Raw genomic sequence first — 24,761 nt, forward strand, 5'->3', positions numbered from 1 at the left:
GAGAAGTCAGCGAGGGAGCCTATGCTCTGGCGGGTTACATGGCCCTATCTAAAGGAACACTGGGGGCAGCTCCTCATAGTCATTGCCCTGCAGGTCGTCGCAACGGTAAGTGCGCTCTTCCTGCCCGACCTCAACGCCTCGATTATCGATGAGGGCGTGGTCACCGGAGACGTCAACCGAGTGTGGCAGCTCGGCTTCATAATGTTGGCTGTTTCCGCAGCTCAGGGAATCAGCGCCGGTTTCGCCGTTTACATCGCAGCCAAACTAGCCATGGGTCTCGGTGCCGACCTGCGCACCAGGGTTTTCAACCGCGTGCAGGACTTCTCTTCGCGTGAGGTTCACGAGATCGGGGCACCGTCCCTCATCACCCGCTCCACCAACGACGTCCAGCAGGTCCAGATGGTCGTCCTGATGATCTTCAACTTTATGATCGCAGCTCCTATCATGGGGGTCGGTGGCATCATCATGACCCTGCGCATGAACGCCAGCCTCGCAAGTCTGCTCATCATCCTCGTTCCAGTCATCACCGCAATTATCGGTGTTGCATTCCTCATCCTGGCGCCCCTGTTCCGCAGCCAGCAGGATCGCCTGGACAACATGAACACCGTCCTGCGTGAAGAGCTGAGCGGAATCCGTGTCATCCGAGCATTTGTCCGCCAGGATGATTTCGGTTCGCGCTACACGGGCGCCAACGACTCACTGCGGTGGGTCGCCATGCGAATCGGAACGGTTTTTGCCGTCATCTTCCCGCTTCTTCAGCTGGTGTTCTCCCTGGGGACCATTGCCGTGGTGTGGTTTGGCGGCCACCTGGTTGACTCCGGTTCAATGGAAATCGGCGCCCTCCTCGCCTTCATCTCTTACTTCGCCATGATCTTCGGGGCCACCATGACGTCCTCGATGCTCTTCTTTATGCTGCCGAGGGCGGCTGTGACCTCACGCCGCATCAACGAGGTGCTCACCACTCCCCTCTCAATCACGACCCCCGAGGTGGCAGAGAACTTCCCCTCCGGTCAGGTCACCTTCACCCTGGATGACGTTCGGGTTCAGTACCCCGGCGCGGAGGAGCCCGTCCTCCACAACATCAACGTCGACCTTCTGCCTAACACGACAACCGCCGTCATCGGTTCAACCGGTTCCGGTAAAAGCACCTTTGCCAGCCTGTTCCCCCGCCTTCTCGACCCCTCCGGTGGATCGGTGCGTGCGAATCAAACTGATGTCCGTGAGCTCTCGCTGGAAACCCTGCGCGATAACATCGGCTTCGTCCCCCAGTCCGCCTACCTTTTCTCCGGAACGATCGCCTCAACTATCTCCGGGACTGACAGTCCCACAGAGGCTGAAAGGGAGCGGATCCAGTGGGCACTTGATGGGGCCCAGGCGACCGAGTTTGTCAGCGCCCTCGAGGACGGCCTCGACACCCGTGTCGATCCCGGAGGACGCAACTTTTCAGGTGGCCAACGCCAGCGACTCACCATGGCCCGCGCACTCTACAAGTCGGCTGACCTCTACGTTTTTGATGACTCATTCAGCGCCCTCGACTACGCGACAGATGCGGCCATCCGCAACAGTCTGCGCCGCTACGTCGGGGAGGCCGCAGTCCTCATCGTTGCGCAGCGTATCGCGACTATTCGCCACGCCGACCAGATCCTGGTTCTAGACAACGGCGAAATCGTTTCCCGAGGACGACATGAGGAGCTGGTCGAAACTTCGCCCACCTACCGTCAGATCGTTGAGTCCCAGATGGCATTGGAGGAAGACTGATGAGCGGTCCAGGTCACGGTCCCGGTGGTCCGGGCGGTCGAGCACCCGCCAAGGCTAAGGACTTCAAGGGCACGCTGAAGCGTCTTCTCAAGATGCTCAGCAGCTACTGGTGGATGCTCGGGGCAGTCGCCCTGCTCAGCATCGGCGGGGTCATCCTGGGAGTGCTGGCACCCCGGATCCTCGGCTACGCCACCAACACGGTGTTTAACGGGTACATCTCCTCGAGGATGCCCGCGGGTTCAACCAAGCAGGAAGTGATCGAAGGCCTGCGAGCCCAGGGCGAGACCCGCATGGCTGACATGCTGGGCCCAATGGATATCGTTCCGGGGCAGGGAGTCGACTTCAGCGCCCTGGCCAACCTGCTGCTTGTGGTTGTCGCCATCTACGTCGGGTCGGCCTTCCTCGGGTGGGCTTCCGGGCAGATTGCCCGTGTCGTCGTCCAGAACACCGGGTGGAACCTGCGCCAGCGGATACAGGACAAGATCAACCGCCTGCCACTGTCATACCTCGACCGTCACAGCCGCGGCGACATCCTCTCTCGCGTTACCAACGACGTCGACAACATCACCCAGACCCTGCAGCAGACCATTACGCAGTTCCTCTCCTCAGTGTTCATGATCATCGGCATCGCAGTCATGATGCTGACGATGTCGTGGTCACTAACCCTCATTGCCCTCTTCGTTATCCCCGTCGGTGCGATCGTCGCAGGCATCCTGATGAAGAAGGCCCAGCCGCAGTTCCGCAAGCAGTGGAAGGCTACCGGAGCAGTTTCCGGCGTTGTCGAAGAAAGTGTCACCGGGCATACCGTTGCCACCCTGTTCAACCTGCAGGAGAAGTTCGACGCAGAGTTCCGCGCGGAGAATGATCACCTCTACCGCTCTTCGTTCAAAGCCCAGTTCATTTCGAACCTGGTCAACCCGGTGATGAGCTTCGTTTCCAACCTCTCCTACGTCGTCATCGCCGTGGGTGGTGCCGTGATGGTTACCGCCGGAACCCTGACAATCGGTGAGGTGCAGGCCTTTATTCAGTACTCGCGCCAGTTCACCCAGCCGGTGGGCCAGCTAGCGTCGATAGCCAACCTGCTGCAGTCGGGCCTGGCATCCGCCGAAAGGGTCTTTGACTTCCTTGACGCCCCCGATATGGCCCCGGATACAGGGACCAAGAAGCCCTCCGGTGAGGGTCACGTTGAGTTCCGAAACGTTCGCTTCGGCTACAACCCCGATAAGCCCGTCATCAAGAACCTCAACCTAGACGTTGCCCCGGGTCAGATGGTGGCCATCATCGGCCCCACGGGTGCCGGGAAGACCACCCTTGTCAACCTGCTGGAACGCTTCTATGAGGTCGACTCCGGAGAGATCCTGGTGGACGGTATCAACATCACCGAGATCAAGAAGGACACACTGCGTCGCCACATCGGAATGGTCCTGCAGGAGACCTGGCTGTTTGACGGCACCATCGAGGACAACATTGCGTTCGGCCGCAGTGGTGCCACGCCGGAGGAGGTGCGCCGGGCCGCGCGGGAGACTTCGGTCGACCGCCTGATCCGCCAGCTCCCAGAAGGTTACGAGACCAGGATCTCTGACGATGGTGACACGCTCTCAGTCGGTGAGCGTCAGCTGTTGACCATCGCCCGCGCCTTTATCGCAGACCCGGAAATGCTCATCCTCGATGAGGCGACCTCATCCGTTGACACCCGAACCGAAGTCTTGGTTCAGGCGGCGATGGATAACCTGCGCCAGGGGCGAACCGCCTTCGTGATCGCCCACCGTCTCTCGACGATCCGCAACGCCGACCTCATCCTCGTGATGCAGGACGGAGATGTGGTCGAACAGGGCACCCACGACCAGCTGCTGGCAGTCGACGGAGCCTACGCTCGTCTCTACCGTGCCCAGTTTGCCGGCCCCTACGATCCCACCAACGAGTAGATTAATTTCTAAGAATCGCGCAGTCCCCTCGACAGGAGAACCTCATGTCCGAAGTCCCGAACCTCACCACCGGAAGTGGAATCGAGATTCCCCAGGTTGGCTTTGGCACCTACAAGGTCACGGAGGGGACGGCAGCGATTGTTGAGAGTGCTCTCGAGGTTGGCTACCGACACCTCGACACCGCCCAGATGTACCTCAATGAACCCGAAGTCGGGGATGGCTGGCGAGCCGCCGGGGTCCCGCGGGAGCAGCTCTTCATCACGTCGAAGCTCAACAACCCCAACCACGAACCGAGGGTGGCCCGAGAGTCCTTCGCGCAGACACTCGACGATCTGCAGACAGACTACGTCGACCTCTTCCTGATTCACTGGCCCCTTCCGATGTATTACGGGGGTGACTTCGGCGCCACCTGGGCCGTCCTGGAAGAGTTCCTTGAGGACGGTCGGGCCCGTGCCATCGGGGTCTCCAACTTTGAGATCCACCACCTTGAGAAACTACTGGAAACCGCCCGGGTGGTTCCGGCGGTCAACCAGATCGAATCCCACCCCTACTTCCAGGAACCAGAACTCCACGCCTTCAACGCCCGCCACGGCATTTTGACTGAGGCATGGTCGCCCCTGGCCCGGGGTACCGTCCTCAAGGATCCCACCTTGACGCAGATTGCCCAGGACCACGGAAAGTCCACCTCCCAGGTGGCACTGCGTTGGGCGTTGCAGCGCGGCGACATCATCCTGCCCAAGTCCTCAACCCCAGAGCGGCAGAAGACCAACCTGGAACTTTTCGATTTCGAGTTGAGCGAGGACGAGATGGCGCAAATCTACGCCCTTGACCGAGGGGAAGAAGGGCGGACCGGCAAGCATCCCGATGTTATGAATAGGATGTGAAACGACCCGCAAATTTGGCGGCTCCCCCGCATTTTGCTAGTGCTTTCGCCAAGAACGGCGCTAGTGTAGCTACTTGACCAGCAGATTCTAGGGCCCCTTTTTGAGCCCTAGCGGCCGGACGAAAGAGACTGCTTGCCATGAGCGCCAGAACAACACGACGGACGAACGCCTCGATTATCGCAGCCGGTGTAGCTGCCACGGCCCTGGTTCTTGGGGCCTGCACCACCTCGACCGGTTCCCAGAGTGGGGAATTAGGTTCTGCCAACTCAGGTAAACCTGCCGCGAAGATCACCCTGGCTGAGTACTTCGTGCACCCCACAGACCTGGTTGTTGAGGGTCTGACCGGCCAGAAGATAACCAACTCGACCGGTTCTGCCGCGCGCTGGGCCTACCTGCCGGGACAGCAGCCCTTCAATGATGTTCTGGCCGAAACCGTAGGCGCCCAGCTGGAAGCCCAGGCTGCGAGGCACGACGCAGTCTACTCTCCGGAGACCCACGAGCAGAGCCAATCCTGGCTTGAGCGAGGCTGTGTCGCCGGCTCAACTGCCCTCGGTGCCCGCGAGATCCTCGACGATCCGAACCTCGCCCTCCCCGCCGGTGGTGACACCACCCTGGCGGTCGTCTGCGACACCATCCTGGCCTCCGGAACCAACTACGGCCAGAAGCTCCGCTTCGTCCGGGGAAATGCCACCGAGGTCGCCAGCGACTTCGTAGAGATCATCTACACCAACACTGCCACCGGCGAGGTCGCCAGGGGACGCGACCTCATCAACCCCGCGGCCCTACCTGCTCTCTACGAAGCAGTTCTGGACCTGCTCAAGATCGATCCTCCGATGAGTGGCGACCAGGTGCTAGCCCCCGACGCCGCTACCCTCGGCGACCTCGGCGCCTCCCTTTCAAACATCGGCTTCGATGGTAACGGGGACGTCCTGGTCACAGTCGACCAGAACTTCATCGCTTTTATCGCGGCGGGAGACCCGAAGGTAGAGGTCCTGCCCACCACCCTGCGCATTCCCGCGGAGCGCGCAGCTGAAATGCTCACCCCCCTCGGTGCAGGCATCTCGGCCTCGATGACCGAGGGCGAGGCCTGGGCTGGTCCGGCCCCCGAGCCGTCGGGGCGTGAGTTCGTGGACTGCGACCTCGTCCCCTGTGTCGCGGTCACCTACGACGATGGCCCCTCCTACCTCACCCCGCAGGTCCTTGACGTGTACGCCGAGCGTCCCTACGCGGCAACCACCTTCTTCGTCCTCGGCCAGAACATTGCCGGCAACGAAGAGATCGTCAAGCGCGCCTTTGACGAGGGCAACGAGATTGCCAACCACTCTTGGAGCCACCCGGCCTTGACCACCCTGGATGACGCTTCGGTTGCCGCTCAGATCAACGACACCAATGCGGCCATTACGGCGGTCACCGGGGCACCCGTGCCCATGCTGCGCCCCCCGTACGGGGATTTGAATGCGCGTACTCTAGCAGCCGGAGCCATGCCTGCAATCCTCTGGTCCGTCGATACCAATGACTGGCAGAAGCCGTCCTACGACACGCTTGTGAACCAGGCCGTATGGGAGGCGACCCCCGACGGGATCGTCCTCATGCACGATATCCATGAAGGCACAGTTGCGGCGGCCGCAGACATTGCGGATGGCCTGCTCCTACGCGGTTTCACCCTGGTGACTGTCTCCCAGCTGTTTGACTACGCTCCCCTCCCGGCCGACTTCTTCTACTCAGCCGTAGACATGCGCGGTTAGTTCGGCCACTCCCTCTCTTTCTGAGACGGGCTCTGTGCAAACGCGAGCCTTAACTAGACTCCTATCCCATGGAGTCACATCATTCACTAGACGCAACCCTGGCCAACCTGAACGCACAGGTTGAAGGTACCTACGTGTTCGCCACCACCGACACGGTGCCCGCCGGGCTTGAGCCGTTCGCGGTGATCCGCGAAGCAGAGGGCCTCACCCTGATCGTTGAGGCCGTCGAGGCGGCACGCTACGGCCTGGATTGCAGCAAGAAGTTTGCCCGCATTCAACCGGCAGCTGTGACAGAGCTGGTCTCGGTTGGCCTGACCGCCACCATCGCCCAGACGATTGCCTCGCGCGGAATCCCCTGCAACGTCATCGCTGGTTTCTTCCACGACCACTTCTTCGTTCCGGCCGGTAAGGCTCAGGAAGTGGTGGGAATGCTGGCCAACCTCTCGCAGCAGGCGCGCGGCTGGTTGGTGGAAGAGTCCGAGGACGAGTAGGCGTTTCTCGCGCCTTCCCACCCCGGGGGGAACCCGGGGTAACATTGGACCATGACGTTACCGGCGACGTATCGCGATGAAGCAATCGTACGGATGGCAGACGGCACGGTAAAGCAAACTAACCTCCTCACAGGAACTGAAGTGTGGACGGTCCCCGGACGTGGTGATCGCCCTCTTCCATCTGCTTTACCTGAACCGCACCCAATCGACTTTGAAAAAGGTGGCGCTTTTTGTGCCTTCTGCGAGAAGAGGTACCTCGAGACCCCGCCTGAGAAAGAGCGGCTGGTCCGGGTGGGTCAAGAGCAGTGGAAACACCTCTCCGGACTTGGGGCTGACGAACTCTTCGACACCATCGCCGACTTCCGGCGTATCCCCAACCTGTTTGAGATCGTTTCCTACAACTACTGGCACCTCAATCACGGGCATATCCCCTCTGAGGAACAGACCAGGCGGATGGCAGAGTACCTGGCTTCCGACTCGGGCTACGACCACATCATGCGCCTTGTGCAGGCCCGACTCAGGGCTTCGGGAACCAAGGAAGAAGACATTGAGGGTCTGAGCGACTCCGAGCTGCTGCAGCAGGCCAATGGCTTCTTCTCGGGTGGCCACGACCTCATCGTCCCCCGGCATCACTATCGCTACGGGGCGACCCAGACCGACCAGCTGGCGGCCTCGGGAACAATGACGCCTGAGGAGCATGAGCAGTACATTCGCCTCACCATCAGCTCGATGAGGAATCTCTACGACCTCAACCAGTCCGTGCGCTACGTGGTGGCATTCCAGAACTGGCTCAAGCCCGCCGGAGCTTCCTTCGACCACCTCCACAAGCAGCTGGTTGCCATTGATCAACTCTCGGTGCAGTCCCAATCTGAGCTGGAGAGACTGAGGAAGAACCCCGCAATCTACCGGGACATTCTGCGGGTCGCCACCGGGCGCAACCTCATCATTGCCCAGAACGACCACGCCGTCGCACTCGCGGGCTTTGGTCATCGCTACCCGACCGTGGCCGTGTGGCCCACCGGAGAGGCCTACACCCCCTGGGAAGCCAGTCCGGAGCAGATTCGAGGCGTCTCCGACATGCTGCACGCAGTGCACGCGGCGACCGGAGCAAAGATTCCCACCAACGAAGAGTGGTACTACCGTCCCCCGTCTGTGAACATTCCGATGCGCTGGCGCATCCTCGTCAAGTGGAGGATTTCAACCCTGGCGGGCTTTGAGGGTGGAAGCCGGATCTACCTCAACACCATTGACCCCTGGCGCGTCCAGAGACGGGTCGTCAAGAGGATGCTTGACCTGCGTCAAAAGGGTTCGATCGCTCCGATGGCAATCGGTTCGGAAACCGCGGTCACGACTGATCTTCTGGACTAGAAGCCGCGGGGGCAAACAGCTCGGTCCATTTCTTGAGCCCCGCGATAACTTCCTCGACTGGAAACGGCTCCTGTGCCTCTACGTCCTCACCCAGGGGGAATGCGAGGGCGTAGTCGGCGACAATCGCCTGACCACGAGCTGAGGTGAGTAGGTCCGCTAGCTCAGACACCAGTGCCGAACGTTCCGGGTTTGCTGTTACCGCGAGCAGCGACGCCTGCCTCTGCACACAGGTATCGGCGAGGACCCGGTAGCGGGTGTCGGTTCCCAGGTTATTCGGGTGTCGCAGGGGTTCCAGAACCGACCCAATCATGCCCGCCACTACCGGGGACGCGGTTTCCGTACCGCTCTGTGTCCCTTCCGCCTCTTCCCGGCTTGCCTGCCAGGACTTCCAGTGGTCCTTCCACAGGGGAAGGAGGGCGAGGGCGTAGGGCGAACCCATCGGGTTGAAAGTTGCGACAATCCCCTCCAGCTCCTTGGGCTTCACGGCCGCCAGCTCACTCGGAATCGCCAGGTTGTTCGCCGAGAACCAACTGCGGTCAACCAGCACGCAGGCGCTGTCACTGCCGTAGGGAACGGTCTTCATCTCCCCGTCCGTCAGGTCCAGAGCCTCCTGGACCCCGCTGGTGTTCAACCACGTCTCATCAACTCCCAGGAGCGCATCCACATCCTCCAGGACCCCCTCAAGACCTCCCTCGGCTACTGCCGGTGGGTCGAGGACGACCTGGCGGAACCCAAAGGAAAGCTCCTTTGAAAGTGCTTCAAGCCCGTCCAGGGGAAGCATCGAACCCTCGGGAACTGCAACTGTCACAAGTTCGGTTGTCTCACCACTCTGCGCCGAACCTCCCCAGGTCAGTCCGGGTTCAGCTGGAATACTGGAGGTGCAGGAGGCAAGCAGTATGGCCGCGGCCCCAACCGCAACGGCTGCGCGCACGGGGCGGCGAAAGTCAGCACGTCTGACAGAGTGAGTAGAGGTCTCAGGAGTCACGCTATGAGGCTACCCTTGTACCTGGTACAAACTCTCACTGGCGCGCGTCACGGCGCCATTATCGAAAGTGAACACGAATGAACGTCCAGGCGAAAATCATCGGACTTGCAACCATGGCGGTCTCCTCATTTGTTGTCCCCAAAATTGCGACCATGGCGTGGAAGGTTGCGACTGGAAGCGAGCCGCCTTCGGAGGACACCGGTAGCAAGCTGGCCCCGATCCTGGTCTTCTCCGCCCTGTCAGCGGTCCTGGTGGCATCTTCGCAGTACCTTATGTACGGAATGACCGCCAAGTACCGCACCGACGCCAAGCTCGGCGCAGACGCCCCGACTCTTCAGGACGAGGCCACGAAGTCCTAGTTTCCGTAGCTCCGTCCCAGAAGGGGAAGGAGCGGACCGAGGTCAGCCATGACTCCGGAGGCATCAACTGCCCCGGAGTCCACTGCCTCCTGCCACGTCAGCAAACCTGTGGCCAGTTCCAGCCAGGTCTGGGCTGACATTTCAACCACCGCGGGTGGGGTCCCACGACGATGGTTGGCGCCCTCGAGGATCTGGGTGGCCCCAAACGGAATCACCCGCACCTCAACGGCGCCCCCCGGAGCCAGATCTGTGATCAGCTGCAGGGTGTAACGCACCGCCAGGGCAATGATGGGGCGGGCGGCACCGGTGGAACCGGCTGCGGACTCACGCCAGCTGCGCCAGGCCGCCTCGCCCTCATCAGTCCCTATTCGTCTTACTGCCACAGCTGCCCTAGAAGACACCCTGGGCGTGCATGGCGGCAGAAACTCGCATGAACGCACGAATATTGGCGCCGACAACGTAGTCGCCAGGCCGCGCGTACTCATCAGCCGTCTCGAGGCAGTTGGTGTGAATATCCCGCATGATTTCCGCCAGGTTGCCCTCTACCTCCTGGAACGTCCAGCGGGCCCGAGCGGCATTCTGCTCCATCTCCAGGGACGAGACGGCCACACCACCCGCGTTGGCCGCCTTACCGGGAGCGAAGAGAATGCCCGACTGGGCGAATACCTCAACCGCGTCGTGGCTGCACGGCATATTGGCGCCCTCGGCAATGATTTCGCAGCCATTCTTGGCTAGTTCACGCGCATCGTCCTCATTCAGTTCGTTCTCAGTCGCGCAGGGAAGCGCGACGTGGCACGGAACCGACCAGGGGCGCCCCTCCGCGTGGAACTCAGCCCGGGGGCGACGTTCGGCATACTCGGCGACGCGACCACGGCGCCCCTCTTTGATCTCTTTGAGGAGGTCGAGATCAACTCCGTCGGGATCATAGACCCACCCGGAGGAGTCGGAGAAAGTAACCGGCTTGGCACCGAACTGCAGGGCCTTCTCGATGGCGTAGATCGCCACGTTGCCGGAACCCGAAACCGTGACAATCTTGCCCTCCAGGTCCTCACCGCGCTTCAGGAGCATCTCACGGGCGAAGAAGACGACTCCGTATCCGGTGGCCTCGCGCCTGGCGTGTGAGCCACCCCAGTCGAGCCCCTTACCGGTGAGGACGCCGGTTTCCCAGCGGTTCTTCAGGCGACGGTACTGGCCAAACAGGAACCCAATCTCACGCTGCCCCACCCCGATATCGCCTGCCGGGACATCCGTCTTGTCCCCGATGTGACGGGACAGTTCGGTCATGTAGGCCTGGCAGAAGTTCATCACTTCCCAGTCGGATTTGCCGTGGGGGTCAAAGTCGGAACCACCCTTGCCACCGCCCAGGCTCTGTCCCGTGAGGGCGTTCTTAAAGATTTGCTCGAAGCCAAGGGACTTGATGATGTTGCGGTTGACGGACCTGTGAAAACGCAGGCCGCCCTTGTAGGGGCCGAGCGCCGAGTTGAACTCAACCCGGTAGCCGCGGTTGACGCGGACCGTTCCGGAGTCATCGACCCAGGGGACGCGGAAGAGGATCTGCCTCTCGGGCTCTACCAAGCGCTCAAGCAGCGCGTGATCAGCCAGGGAGGGGTCTCGATCTACCGCCAGTGAAATGCTGTTCAGGACCTCGAAGACTGCCTGCTGGAACTCTGGCTCGCCGGGGTTCCTGCGCTTGACTTCCTCTAGTGTGCGTTCAACTTGCGGGTGCATGTGTTCCTCTCCCTCTTCTCCCACCGGTCTGTGGGCCCACGGGGACGCGGGCAGAGTCATTAAACGCTGTCTGCCCAACTCGCGTTAGGGCCGTCCATTTTTCGAAAATCAAAAGTGGTGTTGAAGTGAAGTTCACGGTAGAAAGCCAGGTTCGACCCGTTGGCCCCCACGCGAGCTTTATCCACAGGGTTACACACAGGGCATGGGAATCATCTATGACATCCTGTGAATATCTTGGGGAAAACCCTGTGGGAAGTAGAGAAATTGCAGGAAAAAACGCCAGTGTCTAGCCCCTACCAACCCCCCGTACCAGGGTTGCGGCCGTATGACTCTTCCTTTTCTCGCTGCCGCTCACTCTGGTCCTGGTTCTTTTTCTCTAGGGCTTCTCTACGCTCTTTCTCAGCCTCGGTCTCTTCCGGGTTTTCCCCGGACGACCCACCGGATCCTTCGGAGTTACCGTCGCTCTCAGACTCGGTTTGATCCCCCTCTCCCCCATCGGTTCCGTTGCCGTTGAGCTGGTTCAGCTTCTCTTGGAGTCGGTCGGCTGACTCTCCGGTAGCCTGCTCTATCTCTGGGTTGACCTGCTGGTTCTGTTCTTCCTGGCCCCCATCACCGGAGCCTTGAGGATCCCCTTCCTGCCCCTGCCCGGACCCCCCTGAGACCTGGCACGGAGCCACCCAGCGCAGCGCCTCTTCGTAAAGCTCGGTCGCTCGGGCGTCAAAGAGTTGGGCGACGGCCTCATCCCCCAGCAACTCTGTGGCAGCTGAGAGATTGAACCGGATCGTGCACTCATAAGAAAAGGCCCCGATACTGCCATCTTCCTGAACCGTCGCTTTGGGAACTCTGTCAAAAGCGCCTAAAAGCAGGTCCCTTCCGCCCTCAACCTCACCTTCATCCACAAGGGCGCTTCCGAGGTTGTAATCAGTAAGCCACGCCTGTGGAAAACTACGCGATATTTCCCACTGATTTTGGTAGTTAGCGGCTGTCTGTGACCAGTCGCCCTCAACTGCAGACCGGGACGCAGACCAGCTCCATACCCAGAGGAACACCAGTGCAGACCCAGCAAGAATGAGGACTACTACCACCGGCATGGTCCACCACAGCAACTTCAAAAGGCGCGGGTTGCGTTCGGTGGGGGGCGGAGCGGGGTTCGTAATAGCCCCAAAGGGCTGACCAACTTCGCCGGGACGGGAACGACTTGGATCACCAGAGCGCATTCGTCCTCCTCAGCCGCATAAGTCGGGCGGTGAAAACCGCAGTTTCCCAACCCACCAGGGCCGCCAGCACCAGGGCCGGAACCCACGTCAGGTACCAGTAGGTGACCACTGAGGAGCGCCCCTCAATCACCGACTGCGCCCCCTCGATAAAGTCATTCCCCAGCTGGTTGAGAACAGGTTGGTCCGGGTTCAGAAGGAAGGCAACCCCGAGGGTCGAGGCAAGCCGTTGGAGAGAATCTTGATCGAGGACGGAAATCGCCCGCTCTCCGTCCTCATTCAACATGTACTCTTCCGTGATCCCGATGCCCCCCACACCAAAGACGCGCATGGGACCCCCCTCCTCGGTACCGTAGCCGAGAACAGCGCCCCCGTCGATAAGCTGCGCCACCTCGGCCCAGGGGTTCTCAGTCTCGGCTTCGCCGCCCTGCTGCGTCGACTCTCCGTCAGAGATCACCACCAGGTAGCGCAGGTTCTGCGGACGTTGCTCCGCGGAGTTCTGCAGCAGGTCAAGAACAGTCTGCGCAGGCCGGTCCAGGGTCGATCCGGTAGAGAACTCCGAAACCTCCTGGTGCAGGTTGTCTGCAAAACGAGCCACGGCCGAGCTATCGGTGGTCACCGGGAGCTCAACCCGAGAGGAGGAGTCCCAGGTAATAACCGCGAACCTCGCGGAGGGGGCGGATTCCACCAGCACGCGAATGTCCCGGCGGGCAGCATCAAGACGGGTCGTACCCCCCGGACCGTCCTCTGCTGCCATCGATCCGGTGCGATCAACCGCAAAGACGATTTCGACGTTGGAGACAACCTCCTCCTGTTCCACCGGCAGCGCCGGACCGGCAAATGCCACGGCCAGGACCAACACCATGGCACCGCGACGAACAGCCGTGAGCAGGCGAACCCTGCGAGGTTCACCCGTCCCACGCCAGGCCGTGATGATCACCAGACCGAGGCCGACAAGGGCAAACAGGACCAGGGTGAACCAAGAGATCAAAGGCTGGAAGATCATCTTCGCCTCACAGCTGCCACGGCGAGAAAGGCCAGCAAACCCACGGCAGTCCACGCTAGGGCGGTCTTGGGAACGGTGCTTTCAACCGTCCTCACCTCCCCCTCGAGGTCCGCCAGCTGCTCCGCTTCAATTCGGTCAATGATCTGACTGATTGCCGCGGGGTCCGAGGCATCGTAGAAATCGCCCCCGGCCCCTTCAACCAGGGCTTTCATCTGTTCGCCCTCGGCCTTGAGAACCCCACCTACGGCTGGGTAGAGGGCAACGATGTCGATGTTGCGGCTCGCTGCGCTGTCAACGGCTTCGGCGAGCGTATAGATTTGCTCCCCCATCACCTCGTTGTCTGTCGCCAGTATGATCGTCCTCGAACGAGTTGTGTCCAGGGCATCAAAACCCATGACGCAGGTGGCAAGTCCGTCACCTACCAGGGAGGAAATCGGTTGACCGTCGGGAGCATCCACTCCGTCGAGGTAGGCCGATAGCTCAGCCGTGACGAGGACGTACTCTCCGTCCGGACCGATGTAGCCACGGTCAATCACCCCGGCTGCCTCATTCAGTACCGAAGACACCAGCTCGTAGTCATCCGTAAGCGGAAAACGTGTGATGGTCTGTGCGCTCCACAGCTGCAATGCGAGCCGCTCTCCCTCAAAACTCTCAACCATCTTCTGGAAGCTCCGCAGGATCTGCCCGTCGTAGGGCAGCATCGACCCGGAGGCATCGAGGCAAAGGACGATGTCGCGACTGGCAAGGACGGGGTGCTCAACGGCGCGTTTCACCGGGAGGCCCGCGGAAACGGCGATACCCCCCACCAGGATGAGGAGGGCCACGAGTGAACCGCCCGTGGTCAGCATTGTCGTTCGTCGTGCCTTCTGGAAGGCTGGCAGTCGACGCATCGCGGCAGTATTGGCAACCCAGCGCACTGAGCGATCAGACTGACCGCGCTGGGCCCACCAGGTTGCGGCCGCCACAATGGCCAGCGCAATCAGAACGAGGGCGAACAGCCAGGGGTACTTCATCCGTTCACCACCTCCGAAGCTAAGTCGGCCCCGCGACGCACCTGCTCTGTGGCGCGTTCCGGCGGGAATGTCTCATCTTCACACCACTCCAGTGCGCTGACGAGGAGGGGCCACGACGGGAGGTGAGCCGCCACCTCGGCGGATGTCTGTGACTCAATGTTTGAGCCCGTCTTCTCTGAAGCAGCCGCACGCACCAGGGAGGCGAGGGCGAAGTGGGAGTCGCGGGCACTTCGCCTGCCTTCTTCAAAGTCGGTAAGGACCTCTTGGATGTGACGGTTATAGCGGGCTCGTTGCAACTGTCCCAGGGTGCGAACGCCAATCCTCTTCTCAACCCTGCGGACACGGTAGAGAACCAGAAGCGTTATCACCCATGCCAGGGCGAGGACAATGAGGAGCGTCCCGAGAAGCCACACCCAGTTGGAGTAGACCAGGGGATCACGGAGCTGAGGAGCCACGCCCACCCCCTCCCATGACACTAATGAGGGCGTCCAGGACACCGTCTCTTCCCCCCAGGCGGACATAGCGAAGGGGAATGGCGTCGAGCAGTGCATCCACCTCTCTGCTGCGGAACCGCCGGTACATCCGCCACTGTGACTCAAGAATCTGGTCGCCCTCTACAAAGGCTGGAATGGCGCCGGCCTCAACATCTTGGATATCGGCGGATTCACCGATCCCGGTCGGATCGTAGTCCCCGATAAGAAACACACCGACCTCATGGCGCGCGCTCAACCTACGAAGGACCGCGGCCGTGTGGGCATTAATCTGACTTTCGTCAGTAATGACAAAGATGACCGAGCGACGTCGCCCGACCTCGACGTGACGCAGGACTGCCAGGAGGTCCGATGGTCCCCCGCTGGTCTCAGAGGCAGATGCCACCCTTATCAGCGTCTCAGAGTGCGCCACCCCCGCGCGGGCCGGCATGGTCCTGACAGACCTGGCGTTACCGCTGACGAGGCCGAGGAGGTCCCCGTGGGAGGAAACCAGCCAGGCCAGGGCTCGCACTAACTCTTCGGCGGTCGCACTCTTCGGTTCGCCGTCCTCTCCGGCAGCCGCCATGGCGGCCCCCGTGTCCGAGGCAATAATGATGCTGAGCACTGCGGTCGACTCAAACCGTTTGATTACCGGCTGAGAGAGCCGGGCAGTTCCCTTCCAGTCCATGGCAGAGATATCGTCCCCGGGTTTGTACTCAGCCATATCCAGAAACTCATGGCTGCTTCCCGCGCCCTCGCCACGGTGGTACCCGTCCAGAAGAGAAAGCAGCTTCTTCTGAACCGGGTAGGAGACCAGCCGAGAGTAGTCGTGGAGGCGCGGTGACGACATGCTTAGGGAACCGGAACCACGTTGAAAGCAGCGTCGATCAAACCGGTGACTGAAACCGAATCTGCCACCGCATCCCAGGTCCGCACCAGCCGATGGCGGAGCACCGAGTGGCGCATAGCTTTGATATCAGCTGGAATCACGTAGTTACGCCCATTCATGAGGGCGATGGCCTGGGCCACTTTCATCAGGGCGATACCACCACGCGGTGAAGCCCCCATGCGCAGGTACCTGTCCAGGTCAGGCAGGGGGCTGGGTCCACCCCCGCGGGTTGTGTTGACGATATCGACGATGTAGCTCTTGATAGCGGCGTGGACGAAGACCCTGGCCGAGTATGCCTGCAGCTCCTCTAACTCTTCCAGAGAGATGGGCTCACCGACTACGTCCTCGGCAAAAACCCCCCTGTCAATCATTTCAAGGACCCGCACTTCTTCAGAAGCGGAAGGGTAGGAAATGACGACCTTCATGAGGAAGCGGTCCATCTGTGCCTCGGGGAGGATGTACGTGCCCTCTTCCTCTATCGGGTTCTGGGTGGCCATAACCATGAAGGGTCTGGGCAGCCTGTGGTTCTCACCGCCGATTGTCGTCTGCCCCTCCTGCATCGCCTCAAGCATCGCGGACTGGGTCTTAGCTGATGACCGGTTGATCTCATCAAGGAGGACGAAGTTGGCGTGCACCGGACCAAGCTGGGTGACGAAAGCCCCGGTGGCCTGGTTGTAGATCTGCGTGCCCACGATATCGGAGGGCATCAGGTCCGGGGTGCACTGAATGCGTCGGAAGGTTCCGGACACGGCGCTGGCCAGGGTCTGTGCGGCGGTCGTCTTTGCCAGTCCGGGGACAGACTCAATGAGGAGGTGCCCCCGGGCCATCAGGGTGGCCAGCAGGGTGCGTCGCAGGTCTTCCTGTCCCACCACGCGCAGTTCGTAGAGGGCTTCAACCCTGGAGATGAGTTCCTGGGCCCTCTTCGTCTCAGCCTCACTCAGGTGGCGCGAGGTTTCCACCTCGACCTCAACTTCGTTAGTCACGCGACCTCCGCTGTACCGGTTTGAACCCTGTTGCTTCCAACCTAGTTTCGCACGAGCCACCGACACCAAGACTCCCCGTCTAGCGATAGCGCTCCCACAAACGGCCGAAGCCCCGACCAGCCAAAATGGCCAGCCGGGGCTTCGTCCTACGAACTACTAGTTCTTAGCAGCGGCAATGCGCTCCTGAAGCTTGGCAAGCTCGGCGCGAACCTCTGCGGGAACCTTGTCACCGAACTGCTCGAAGTAGGTCTCCGAGTCAGCGGTCTCAAGCTCCCAGGCTTCCGGATCGATCTCGTAGAGAGCGTTCCAGTCTTCCTCGGTGAAGCCCTCAAGTCCCTCGATGTTGAAGTCTTCGAACTTGGGGTAGCGACCGGTGACACCATCGACTGCTTCAACCTCACCGGCTGAACGACGAACGATCCAGTCGAGGACACGGGCGTTGTCGCCATAGCCCGGCCACAGGAACTTGCCGTCGTCATCCTTGCGGAACCAGTTGACCTGGTAGATCTGGGGGAACTTATCTCCCAGCTTCTCACCCATCTCAACCCAGTGGCTCCAGTAGTCGGCCATGTTGTAGCCACAGAAGGGCAGCATGGCGAACGGGTCGTGACGCAGCGAACCGGCCTTGACGTCGGTCGCGGCGGCAGTTACCTCAGAGGCGACGGTTGCACCGATGTAAACGCCGTGGTCGGGACTGTAGGCCTCGGCAACCAGCGGAACATTGGTGGCGCGACGTCCACCAAAGAGGATGGCGTCGATCGGGACACCCTGGGGGGCCTCCCAGTCCTCGGAGATGATCGGGCACTGCCATGCCGGGGCGGTGAAGCGGCTGTTCGGGTGTGACGACAGGGTGCCCGACTCGGGGGTCCAGTCGTTGCCGTGCCAGTCGATCAGGTGGGCCGGGGTGTCATCAGACATGCCCTCCCACCAGACATCGCCATCGTCGGTCAGTGCGACGTTGGTGAAGATGGCGTTAGCCCTCATCGACTCCATGGCCATCGGGTTCGTCTTGTACGAGGTGCCCGGGGCAACTCCGAAGAAGCCGGCCTCAGGGTTAATTGCGTAGAGGCGACCATCCGGACCCGGACGCATCCAGGCGATGTCGTCACCCACGGTCTCAACCTTGTAGCCCGGAATGCTGGGCTCAAGCATGGCGAGGTTGGTCTTGCCACATGCCGACGGGAAGGCTGCGGTGACAAAGAACTTGCGGCCGTCTGATTCGCGGGTCAGACCCAGGATCAGCATGTGCTCGGCCATCCAGCCGTTGTCGCGGGCCATGGTCGAGGCGATGCGCAGTGCGTAGCACTTCTTGCCCAGCAGGGCGTTGCCGCCGTAACCGGAACCGTAGGACCAGATCTCATTGGTCTCTGGGAAGTGGGTGATGTACTTGTCATCGTTGCAGGGCCAGGTGGTATCTTCCTGACCTTCTTCAAGGGGGGCACCAACCGAGTGAACAGCGGGAACCCATTCCTTACCCTCTGCAATGAGGTCCATTGCGGGGGTTCCGATGCGGGTCATGATGCGCATGTTGGTGACAACGTACGGTGAATCCGTGATCTCAATGCCCAGCTGGCTGATCGGACCACCCACGGGTCCCATCGAGAAGGGGATCACGTACATGGTGCGGCCCTTCATGCAGCCGTCAAACTTGCCGTGAAGGATTTCCTTCATTTCCTTGGGATCTGCCCAGTGGTTGGTGGGACCCGCATCCTCTTCCTTCTCAGAGCAGATGAACGTGCGAGATTCAACACGTGCAACGTCGGAGGGAAGTGAACGTGCCAGGAATGAGTTGGGACGCTTTTCTTCGTTGAGGCGGATCATCATGCCGCTCTCAACCATCAGGTCGGTGAGTCGCTTCCACTCTTCCTCGGTGCCATCCGAGAACTCAACGCGCTCAGGCTTCGTAAGCTCGGCGATCTTTGTCACCCAGTCGATTACATCTTCAGGAGCGTTGGCCGGGGCTGCGGCCCGGACATCCATTTCAGTGACGGACATATGTTGCTTGCCTCCTAGTAAAAGGGCTTGCCATGGGGCTGGTCGCCCCTTCAATCTGCCCCCTAAGTATCCCAATAGAACCGGGGATTTTTCTGGTCGTTAAGTCCCCCGCGTGGTCTGACTCACATTGCTGAGATCACATTGTTGCCGGGGTGAGAGATAGCGGGTTAACAGCCTGCAAATCTACCGGTTAGGCTGTTCGTGTTATCGATTTAGTGCCCAAAACTTTCTAAGTAAACGGAGAACACTGTGGCAATAAAAGCTGACCGAGGACCAACGTTTTTTGACCTTCTTACTAAGCAGGCCGAAAAGCTAGTGGATGCATCGGCTCTACTGCGAGACATCTTCAACTCAAAAGGTTCGGAACGTGTTGAAGTACGCGACCGTCTTCACGACGTCGAGCACGAAGCAGATGAACTGAACCATGTCTTCATCTCGAAGATCAACCAGTCCTTCATCACCCCGTTTGACCGTGAGGACCTGGCACGACTGGCCCACCTGCTCGATGACTGCGTCGACCTGATGGATGAGGCCGGCGACATGATCGTCCTCTACAAGATTGACGACATTCCCGCCCCATTCGAGGATCTCCTGCGCAAGCAGGTTGAAGTTCTTCGCAAGTGCTCGAAGCTGACGGCTCAGGCCATGCCCAAGCTGAAGAAGCCCGTGGACCTGAAGCCCTACTGGCTTGAGATCAACATTCTTGAGAACCAGGGCGACCAGGCCTACCGTCGCACCATTGCCAACCTCTTCGATTCGGGTCTCGACCCCATCACCATCATCAAGCTGAAGGACGTTGTCCTCACGCTTGAAAAGGCCACGGATGCCTTCGAGTCGCTCGCACATGCGGTCGAGGGCATCGCGGTGAAGGAGTCCTGACAGGTGGATCTAAACCTGATCCTGGTTATTGTAGTCATTGCGATTGCACTGCTGTTTGACTACACCAACGGTTTTCACGATGCTGCTAACGCCATCGCAACTTCCGTCTCGACGCGTGCTCTAAAACCCCGCACCGCGCTCGCGATGTCCGCGGTCATGAACCTGATCGGTGCTCTTCTTGGCACCGAGGTCGCAAAGACCATCGGTAAGGGCATCATCGACATCGACTCATTTTCTCTGGCTGATGATGCCGCCATGCAGAGGGCGGGTCTGATAATCGTTCTGTCCGCACTGGTCGGCGCTGTCACCTGGAACTACATCACCTGGTGGTTCGGTCTCCCCTCCTCGTCTTCCCACGCCCTCATCGGTGGACTGGTCGGAGCAGGTTTGGCTTCCGCAACCCAGGTTGAGTGGGCAGGTATTCTGCACACCGTGATCATCCCGATGATCACTTCACCAATCATTGGTTTCGTCCTCGCCTTCATCCTGATGAAGTTGGTTCTGCGCTGGTTCGCGAATAAGCCCTACCACAAGACCATGGGTCGCTTCCGTTACGCACAGACCGCCTCTGCTGCCGCCATGGCCCTCGGCCACGGCCTGCAGGATGCGCAGAAGACCATGGGCATCATCGTCATGGCGCTTCTTGCGGGTGGCTACGGCGAAACCCACAACATCTACGACCTCACAACCGGAGAGATGACAATCCCCCTCTGGGTCAAGGTCGCAGCTGCAAGCGCCATTGCATTCGGCACCTACTCGGGTGGCTACCGCATCATGAAGACCCTCGGTTCGAAGATGATCGACCTCGACCCGGCCCGAGGCTTCGTCGCCGAGTCGGTTGCAGCCGGCATCCTCTACACAGCTGCCTACGCGCTGCACGCCCCCATCTCCACCACACAGACCATCACCGCCTCCATCCTCGGTGTCGGTGCGACCAAGCGCCTCAGCGCGGTTCGCTGGTCAGTGGTCGGAAACATCATGGTGGCGTGGGTTGTTACGCTCCCAGCAGCTGCGGGTGTCTCCGCCGTTATGTACTTCGTCTTCCACTGGGTCATTCCGGTCTAGAGAAGATTGGTTCATACCGTGTTGCTGACCAGGCAGACCTCAACCACCAGGCCAAACCGCCTTCGCGCCCTTGCGGGTGCGGGGGTGACCGGCCTGGTGGTTCTGCTTGGAGTGTCCGGGTGCTCCGCCCCCTCCACATCCCTGGAGACCGGTGACTGTCTGCGTGATCCCTACGCTGGGTCCCGCTCCATACATGTCGTTGACTGCGAGGATCCTCACCGGGGTCAGGTCGTCGGTCTCTATGAACCTGTCGGCGGACCCTACCCTGGCGTCGACCTTCTCTCAGCTGAGGCCGAACTTCCCTGTGAGGAAGCCTTTGAAGAGTTCATCGGGACCAGCCCTCTGACCTCCGTGTTCGACCTCTTCCCCCTGATTCCCTCAGAACAGGCCTGGGAGGAAGGCGATACCCTGGTCGCCTGCATCGCCGCTATCCACGGCGAGGGCGAGTCATCCTCTAGCTTTGAGGGCTCCCACCGCTAGGCTTCCCTACCGGCTATCCCAGCGAAAACTTGGTGAGGGGCTGGTGACGCTCGACCCCGATAACCCGTGGCGCCGAAGCGTGCGAGACGTGAATCACCAGCATCTCTGCCCGGTCAAGGTTCTTCTTAGGCTGCTCAATCAGCGCCATCATGCGCCGTGGGGTGATGTCACGAATCGGTGCCAGCAGCGCCTGGTATCCAGGACGGTGCATGCTGACCGCTCGAGCCCCCTTCGGCTTGTTTAGTAACTTCTCAACCAGCGCGCTTGAAGGACCGGGATCAATGTTGACCGCCTTCTCTGTCAGGAACGCATGCGTCTTGAACTTCGCCCCACCGACTGCTGAGTACGGGACCACCGTCTGAACGCAGCGCATCCAGGGGGAAGAGTGAACGACATCGATCCCGAATGCAGACATGAGGGGAACGAGGTCGAGAGCCTGAGCCCCACCAAGGCGACTCAGGGGCCGCATTCCCTCTTTGCCATCCCACTTGGCCCGGTCAACCGCCCGAGCATGGCGAAGGATGACCGTGGTTGAAGTGATCAGTTCACCGCGCCCAGCACGGTTGATGACTTCCGTCAGCAGGCGACGGTCGCCCCGGCGCGTCAGCATTAGGCGGGCGCGGGCCGGAGAAACCCACTGGACGATGTCTATTTCTTTCTTCGGCGCCCTCTTGACGGGCTTCCTTGAGGCCAGGGCCGGCTTGTCCTCAAGCAGCATTCCCGTCCAGTAGTAGACCTCTTTGAGGTGACCAGAGCCCAGGCGGTAGCGCTGGGTGGTCAGGGGTGTTCCGAGGGTGACGGCGTAGCCGGTCTCTTCTTCAACCTCACGGACAGCCGCGGCCGGCAGGGTCTCGTTTGTCTCAGCCTTGCCCTTGGGCCAGCCCCAATCCCGATAACGAGGGCGGTGGACCAGAAGAAACTCCAGGTCGGTTGGCGCTAGAGGCTGTCCCGGCACAATCTCGACGCCGGGCACCGCCCTCCACACAACCGCCCCTGCGGAGCGAACCATACCTTTGGGGAACACGAGCGCACGACTTGCCATACGGCAACCTTACCGACCGAAAGCGGTCCTAACGTCCAACTACCCGGGAGGATGCCTCTTTCATCAACTCCACCTGGATGTCTCGCAGCGGGGCTCCGTACTTGTCGTGGGTGCGCCTGTTCCAGCGGCCACTCTTCCTCAGGCTCCAAGCGGAGGTAGAGGGAGACGCCTCCGTCCTCACCAGTCCGGCAAGGTAGTCGGCATGGTCGCGGTTATCGATTCGCACCAATGCCTCCACCCGGCGATCAAGGTTGCGGTGCATGAGGTCGGCGGAACCGATCCACACCTCTTCCTCACCGGAGGGTCCGAAAGCAAAAATTCGGGAGTGCTCTAGGAAGCGCCCCAGAATGGACCGCACCCGGATGTTCTCAGACAGACCCTTGACCCCCGGTTTCACCCCGCAGATGCCACGCACGACAATATCGACGCGAACCCCGGCCTGGCTGGCTCGGTAGAGGGCATCCGTAATCTGCTCGTCAACGATCGAGTTGACTTTGATGCCGATCCAAGCGTCCTCACCGGCTAGCTTCCGTCGCGTCTGCTCTTCGATTCGCTCGATGAGTCCGCTGCGAATCGACACCGGGGCCACCAGCAGCCTGCGGAAGGTCGACTTGGGCGCGTATCCGGAGAGCTGGTTGAACAGCCTGGTCAGATCCTGGGTCACTTCCGGATCGGCGGTAAGCAGCCCGAGATCTTCGTAACCCCGCGCGGTCCCCGGGTGGTAGTTGCCGGTCCCGACGTGGCAGTACCGCTTAAGAATCTCCCCCTCCTGGCGCACAACCAGCGACAGTTTGCAGTGGGTCTTCAAGCCGAGCATGCCGTAGACGACATGGACCCCGGCCTTCTCCAGTTTGCGAGCCCACTCAATGTTCGCCTCTTCGTCAAAACGTGCCTTGACCTCGACGATTGCGACGACCTGCTTGTTGTTCCTAGCGGCCTCAATCAGGGAGGAGACTATGGGTGAGTCACCGGAGGTGCGGTAGAGGGTCTGCTTAATGGCCAGCACCTGGGGGTCCCGCGCAGCCTGACTGATGAAGTGCTGGACCGAAGTGGCGAACGAATCGTAGGGGTGGTGTAGGAGGACGTCGTGGTTGGAGACAGTGCCGAAGATATCCTGTGGCTTCGAGGACTCAACCTCGGTCAGTCCCGCCGGGGTGACCGGCACGAACGGCAGGTACTTGAGGTGGGGCAAATCGAGGGCGTGCAGCTCATTGAAGAGGGTGAAGTCAAGCGGCCTCGGCAACTTGAAAACATCATCATTGCTCAGTTCTAGCTTCTCGGTGAGGAAGTTGAGAACAAACGGACTCATGGCCTCTTCGACCTCAAGTCGCACAGCATCACCGAAGCGCCGCCTACGCAGCTCTTCTTCCATCGCGGTGAGCAGGTTTTCGGCGTCATCCTCTTCGACAATCAGGTCTTCGTTTCGGGTCACGCGGAAGGTGTAAGCCTCAATCACCTCCACCCCGGGAAAGAGGTGGTCGAGGTGCGCGATGATGAGTTCCTCGATGGTGAGGAAAGTGGTCCCAGAATCCCGGCGCACGTACTGTTCAGGGCGTCCCTCGCGAAGTGCGGCGTCCGCGTTGATAAGCCTGGGCAGTGTCTCTGGAACACGGACCCTCGCAAAGTGCTGCTTTCCGGAGACCGGGTTCTTAAGGACCACCGCAATGTTGAGGGACAGGCCCGAGATGTACGGGAAAGGGTGGCTGGGATCGACCGCAAGCGGCGTCAGAACCGGAAAGACCCGGTGGCGGAAGTAGGAGGAGAGCCGGTCACGCGTCGTCGACTCAAGGGTGTCCCAGTCCCCGAAGTGGATGCCCGCAGCGGCCAGGGCGGGCACAAACTCATCCTTCAGGTTGGCGGCCTGACGCTCTACCAGCTCACGAGTCTCCGAGGTGATGTGCTCCAGGACCTCGCGAGGGGGAAGACCCGATGCGCCGGGCCGGGCAATTCCCGCGTTGATGCGGCGCTTGAGACCCGCCACGCGCACCATGAAGAACTCGTCAAGGTTGGAGGAGAAGATACCCGAGAACCAGAGCCGTTCCAGCAGGGGCACCGACTCATCTTCCGACTGTTCGAGGACGCGCTGGTTGAACGCTAGCCAGGACAGCTCCCGATCCGCGAAGCGCCCCTCAGGAAGAGGATGGTCGAGGCCGAGCGGTCCCGAAGTATCGACGGGCACCCCGCTGGGAATGAGAACTCCGATGTCATCGAAGTCGTCGTCACCGAGCAGTCCCTCTCCCAGATCGTACTCATCGTCCTCGTGCTCTTCGCCGACCAGCATGTCAGAGTCCGCGGGAAGCAGCAGTTCGGAGGGACGTGCCGTCTCAAGCACGGGGATCACCTCGGGACGGTCAACCGCGAAGTCAACCGTATCAAACTCATCCACGTCCCCGGCTGCTCTGAGTGCAGCCCGATCACTGGCAATCGTCGGTTTCTCATCCGTAGTCATGTTGTCCTTTTCAAAACCACCGGTTTGCGGCAT

General features: G+C 60.8%; 22 protein-coding genes. 10 read left to right on the forward strand and 12 right to left on the reverse strand.

Annotated features, from left to right (window positions below; translation table 11 throughout):
* Positions 1 to 21: 21 nt before the first annotated feature.
* The 6 genes from CS903_RS04460 to CS903_RS04485 all read left to right on the forward strand — a co-directional run bounded on the left by CS903_RS04460 (position 22) and on the right by CS903_RS04485 (position 8,171).
* Entirely contained in the window at positions 22 to 1,758 is a 1,737-nt protein-coding gene (locus CS903_RS04460; RefSeq protein WP_099332359.1) for an ABC transporter ATP-binding protein, read from the forward strand.
* A complete protein-coding gene (locus CS903_RS04465) occupies positions 1,758 to 3,683 on the forward strand; it encodes an ABC transporter ATP-binding protein (RefSeq protein ID WP_099332360.1) in 1,926 nt (641 codons plus the stop codon). The genes CS903_RS04460 and CS903_RS04465 overlap by 1 nt, the downstream gene beginning before the upstream one ends.
* A gap of 44 nt (positions 3,684 to 3,727) precedes the next feature.
* Positions 3,728 to 4,567 carry an aldo/keto reductase gene (locus CS903_RS04470; protein WP_099332361.1) on the forward strand — a complete coding sequence of 280 codons (840 nt, stop codon included), beginning with the start codon at positions 3,728 to 3,730 and terminating at the stop codon, positions 4,565 to 4,567.
* A 137-nt stretch (positions 4,568 to 4,704) separates the two neighbouring features.
* Positions 4,705 to 6,312 (forward strand): polysaccharide deacetylase family protein, encoded by a 1,608-nt coding sequence (locus CS903_RS04475; protein WP_099332362.1) that lies wholly within the window; start codon positions 4,705 to 4,707, stop codon positions 6,310 to 6,312.
* Positions 6,313 to 6,380: 68 nt separating this feature from the next.
* Complete coding sequence (locus CS903_RS04480) at positions 6,381 to 6,803, forward strand: ACT domain-containing protein (protein WP_099332363.1); 423 nt, start codon at positions 6,381 to 6,383, stop codon at positions 6,801 to 6,803.
* Between the two features lie 51 nt (positions 6,804 to 6,854).
* The gene (locus CS903_RS04485) at positions 6,855 to 8,171 is read left to right on the forward strand and encodes a DUF4921 family protein (RefSeq protein ID WP_099332364.1); all 1,317 of its coding nucleotides are present in this window, start codon (positions 6,855 to 6,857) and stop codon (positions 8,169 to 8,171) included.
* Here CS903_RS04485 and CS903_RS04490 read toward each other — a convergent pair.
* Positions 8,149 to 9,156 (reverse strand): hypothetical protein, encoded by a 1,008-nt coding sequence (locus tag CS903_RS04490; protein ID WP_099332365.1) that lies wholly within the window; start codon positions 9,154 to 9,156, stop codon positions 8,149 to 8,151. The genes CS903_RS04485 and CS903_RS04490 overlap by 23 nt on opposite strands.
* A gap of 77 nt (positions 9,157 to 9,233) precedes the next feature.
* Here CS903_RS04490 and CS903_RS04495 point away from each other — a divergent pair, with 77 nt between their 5' ends.
* A complete protein-coding gene (locus CS903_RS04495; RefSeq protein WP_099332366.1) occupies positions 9,234 to 9,515 on the forward strand; it encodes a DUF4235 domain-containing protein in 282 nt (93 codons plus the stop codon).
* Here CS903_RS04495 and CS903_RS04500 read toward each other — a convergent pair.
* The 9 genes from CS903_RS04500 to CS903_RS04540 form a co-directional block, all read right to left on the reverse strand.
* Positions 9,512 to 9,898 (reverse strand): sterol carrier family protein, encoded by a 387-nt coding sequence (locus CS903_RS04500; RefSeq protein ID WP_099332367.1) that lies wholly within the window; start codon positions 9,896 to 9,898, stop codon positions 9,512 to 9,514. The genes CS903_RS04495 and CS903_RS04500 overlap by 4 nt on opposite strands.
* A gap of 7 nt (positions 9,899 to 9,905) precedes the next feature.
* A complete protein-coding gene (gene gdhA / locus CS903_RS04505) occupies positions 9,906 to 11,243 on the reverse strand; it encodes an NADP-specific glutamate dehydrogenase (protein WP_099332368.1) in 1,338 nt (445 codons plus the stop codon).
* A gap of 293 nt (positions 11,244 to 11,536) precedes the next feature.
* The gene (locus CS903_RS04510; protein WP_099332369.1) at positions 11,537 to 12,460 is read right to left on the reverse strand and encodes a hypothetical protein; all 924 of its coding nucleotides are present in this window, start codon (positions 12,458 to 12,460) and stop codon (positions 11,537 to 11,539) included.
* The gene (locus CS903_RS04515; protein ID WP_099332370.1) at positions 12,447 to 13,463 is read right to left on the reverse strand and encodes a vWA domain-containing protein; all 1,017 of its coding nucleotides are present in this window, start codon (positions 13,461 to 13,463) and stop codon (positions 12,447 to 12,449) included. Before CS903_RS04515 ends, CS903_RS04510 begins: the two co-directional genes overlap by 14 nt.
* Positions 13,460 to 14,476 (reverse strand): vWA domain-containing protein, encoded by a 1,017-nt coding sequence (locus tag CS903_RS04520; protein ID WP_099332371.1) that lies wholly within the window; start codon positions 14,474 to 14,476, stop codon positions 13,460 to 13,462. The genes CS903_RS04515 and CS903_RS04520 overlap by 4 nt, the downstream gene beginning before the upstream one ends.
* On the reverse strand, positions 14,473 to 14,931 hold the full coding sequence (locus CS903_RS04525; RefSeq protein ID WP_099332372.1) for a hypothetical protein: 459 nt from the start codon (positions 14,929 to 14,931) through the stop codon (positions 14,473 to 14,475). The genes CS903_RS04520 and CS903_RS04525 overlap by 4 nt, the downstream gene beginning before the upstream one ends.
* Positions 14,912 to 15,796, reverse strand: a complete 885-nt coding sequence (locus tag CS903_RS04530; protein WP_099332373.1) for a DUF58 domain-containing protein — start codon at positions 15,794 to 15,796, stop codon at positions 14,912 to 14,914. The genes CS903_RS04525 and CS903_RS04530 overlap by 20 nt, the downstream gene beginning before the upstream one ends.
* A gap of 2 nt (positions 15,797 to 15,798) precedes the next feature.
* On the reverse strand, positions 15,799 to 16,740 hold the full coding sequence (locus CS903_RS04535; protein WP_370737648.1) for an AAA family ATPase: 942 nt from the start codon (positions 16,738 to 16,740) through the stop codon (positions 15,799 to 15,801).
* A 234-nt stretch (positions 16,741 to 16,974) separates the two neighbouring features.
* On the reverse strand, positions 16,975 to 18,813 hold the full coding sequence (locus CS903_RS04540; RefSeq protein ID WP_099332374.1) for a phosphoenolpyruvate carboxykinase (GTP): 1,839 nt from the start codon (positions 18,811 to 18,813) through the stop codon (positions 16,975 to 16,977).
* A gap of 249 nt (positions 18,814 to 19,062) precedes the next feature.
* On the opposite strand from CS903_RS04540, the gene CS903_RS04545 reads away from it, so the two are divergent.
* From CS903_RS04545 to CS903_RS04555, 3 genes are read left to right on the forward strand one after another with little or no spacing between them, the layout of a single operon-like run.
* Positions 19,063 to 19,692: a DUF47 domain-containing protein gene (locus CS903_RS04545; protein WP_099332375.1), complete on the forward strand. Its 630-nt coding sequence runs from the start codon at positions 19,063 to 19,065 to the stop codon at positions 19,690 to 19,692.
* 3 nt (positions 19,693 to 19,695) lie between these two features.
* Positions 19,696 to 20,757 carry an inorganic phosphate transporter gene (locus CS903_RS04550; protein WP_099332376.1) on the forward strand — a complete coding sequence of 354 codons (1,062 nt, stop codon included), beginning with the start codon at positions 19,696 to 19,698 and terminating at the stop codon, positions 20,755 to 20,757.
* Between the two features lie 18 nt (positions 20,758 to 20,775).
* The gene (locus CS903_RS04555) at positions 20,776 to 21,237 is read left to right on the forward strand and encodes a septum formation family protein (protein ID WP_164996675.1); all 462 of its coding nucleotides are present in this window, start codon (positions 20,776 to 20,778) and stop codon (positions 21,235 to 21,237) included.
* Positions 21,238 to 21,250: 13 nt separating this feature from the next.
* On the opposite strand, the gene CS903_RS04560 is transcribed toward CS903_RS04555, so the two are convergent.
* Both CS903_RS04560 and CS903_RS04565 read right to left on the reverse strand, forming a co-directional pair.
* A complete protein-coding gene (locus CS903_RS04560) occupies positions 21,251 to 22,279 on the reverse strand; it encodes an NUDIX hydrolase (protein ID WP_099332378.1) in 1,029 nt (342 codons plus the stop codon).
* A gap of 28 nt (positions 22,280 to 22,307) precedes the next feature.
* A complete protein-coding gene (locus CS903_RS04565) occupies positions 22,308 to 24,761 on the reverse strand; it encodes an RNA degradosome polyphosphate kinase (protein WP_242491759.1) in 2,454 nt (817 codons plus the stop codon).

Source organism: Actinomyces minihominis (assembly GCF_900187855.1).
Taxonomy (GTDB): domain Bacteria; phylum Actinomycetota; class Actinomycetes; order Actinomycetales; family Actinomycetaceae; genus Scrofimicrobium; species Scrofimicrobium minihominis.

Coding starts and splice junctions, on each gene's coding strand:
- CS903_RS04460 (WP_099332359.1), top strand. CDS start 22: ATGCTCTGGCGGGTTACATGGCCCTATCTAAAGGAACACTGGGGGCAG.
- CS903_RS04465 (WP_099332360.1), top strand. CDS start 1,758: ATGAGCGGTCCAGGTCACGGTCCCGGTGGTCCGGGCGGTCGAGCACCC.
- CS903_RS04470 (WP_099332361.1), top strand. CDS start 3,728: ATGTCCGAAGTCCCGAACCTCACCACCGGAAGTGGAATCGAGATTCCC.
- CS903_RS04475 (WP_099332362.1), top strand. CDS start 4,705: ATGAGCGCCAGAACAACACGACGGACGAACGCCTCGATTATCGCAGCC.
- CS903_RS04480 (WP_099332363.1), top strand. CDS start 6,381: ATGGAGTCACATCATTCACTAGACGCAACCCTGGCCAACCTGAACGCA.
- CS903_RS04485 (WP_099332364.1), top strand. CDS start 6,855: ATGACGTTACCGGCGACGTATCGCGATGAAGCAATCGTACGGATGGCA.
- CS903_RS04495 (WP_099332366.1), top strand. CDS start 9,234: ATGAACGTCCAGGCGAAAATCATCGGACTTGCAACCATGGCGGTCTCC.
- gdhA (WP_099332368.1), bottom strand. CDS start 11,243: ATGCACCCGCAAGTTGAACGCACACTAGAGGAAGTCAAGCGCAGGAAC.
- CS903_RS04510 (WP_099332369.1), bottom strand. CDS start 12,460: ATGCGCTCTGGTGATCCAAGTCGTTCCCGTCCCGGCGAAGTTGGTCAG.
- CS903_RS04515 (WP_099332370.1), bottom strand. CDS start 13,463: ATGATCTTCCAGCCTTTGATCTCTTGGTTCACCCTGGTCCTGTTTGCC.
- CS903_RS04520 (WP_099332371.1), bottom strand. CDS start 14,476: ATGAAGTACCCCTGGCTGTTCGCCCTCGTTCTGATTGCGCTGGCCATT.
- CS903_RS04530 (WP_099332373.1), bottom strand. CDS start 15,796: ATGTCGTCACCGCGCCTCCACGACTACTCTCGGCTGGTCTCCTACCCG.
- CS903_RS04540 (WP_099332374.1), bottom strand. CDS start 18,813: ATGTCCGTCACTGAAATGGATGTCCGGGCCGCAGCCCCGGCCAACGCT.
- CS903_RS04560 (WP_099332378.1), bottom strand. CDS start 22,279: ATGGCAAGTCGTGCGCTCGTGTTCCCCAAAGGTATGGTTCGCTCCGCA.
- CS903_RS04565 (WP_242491759.1), bottom strand. CDS start 24,761: ATGCCGCAAACCGGTGGTTTTGAAAAGGACAACATGACTACGGATGAG.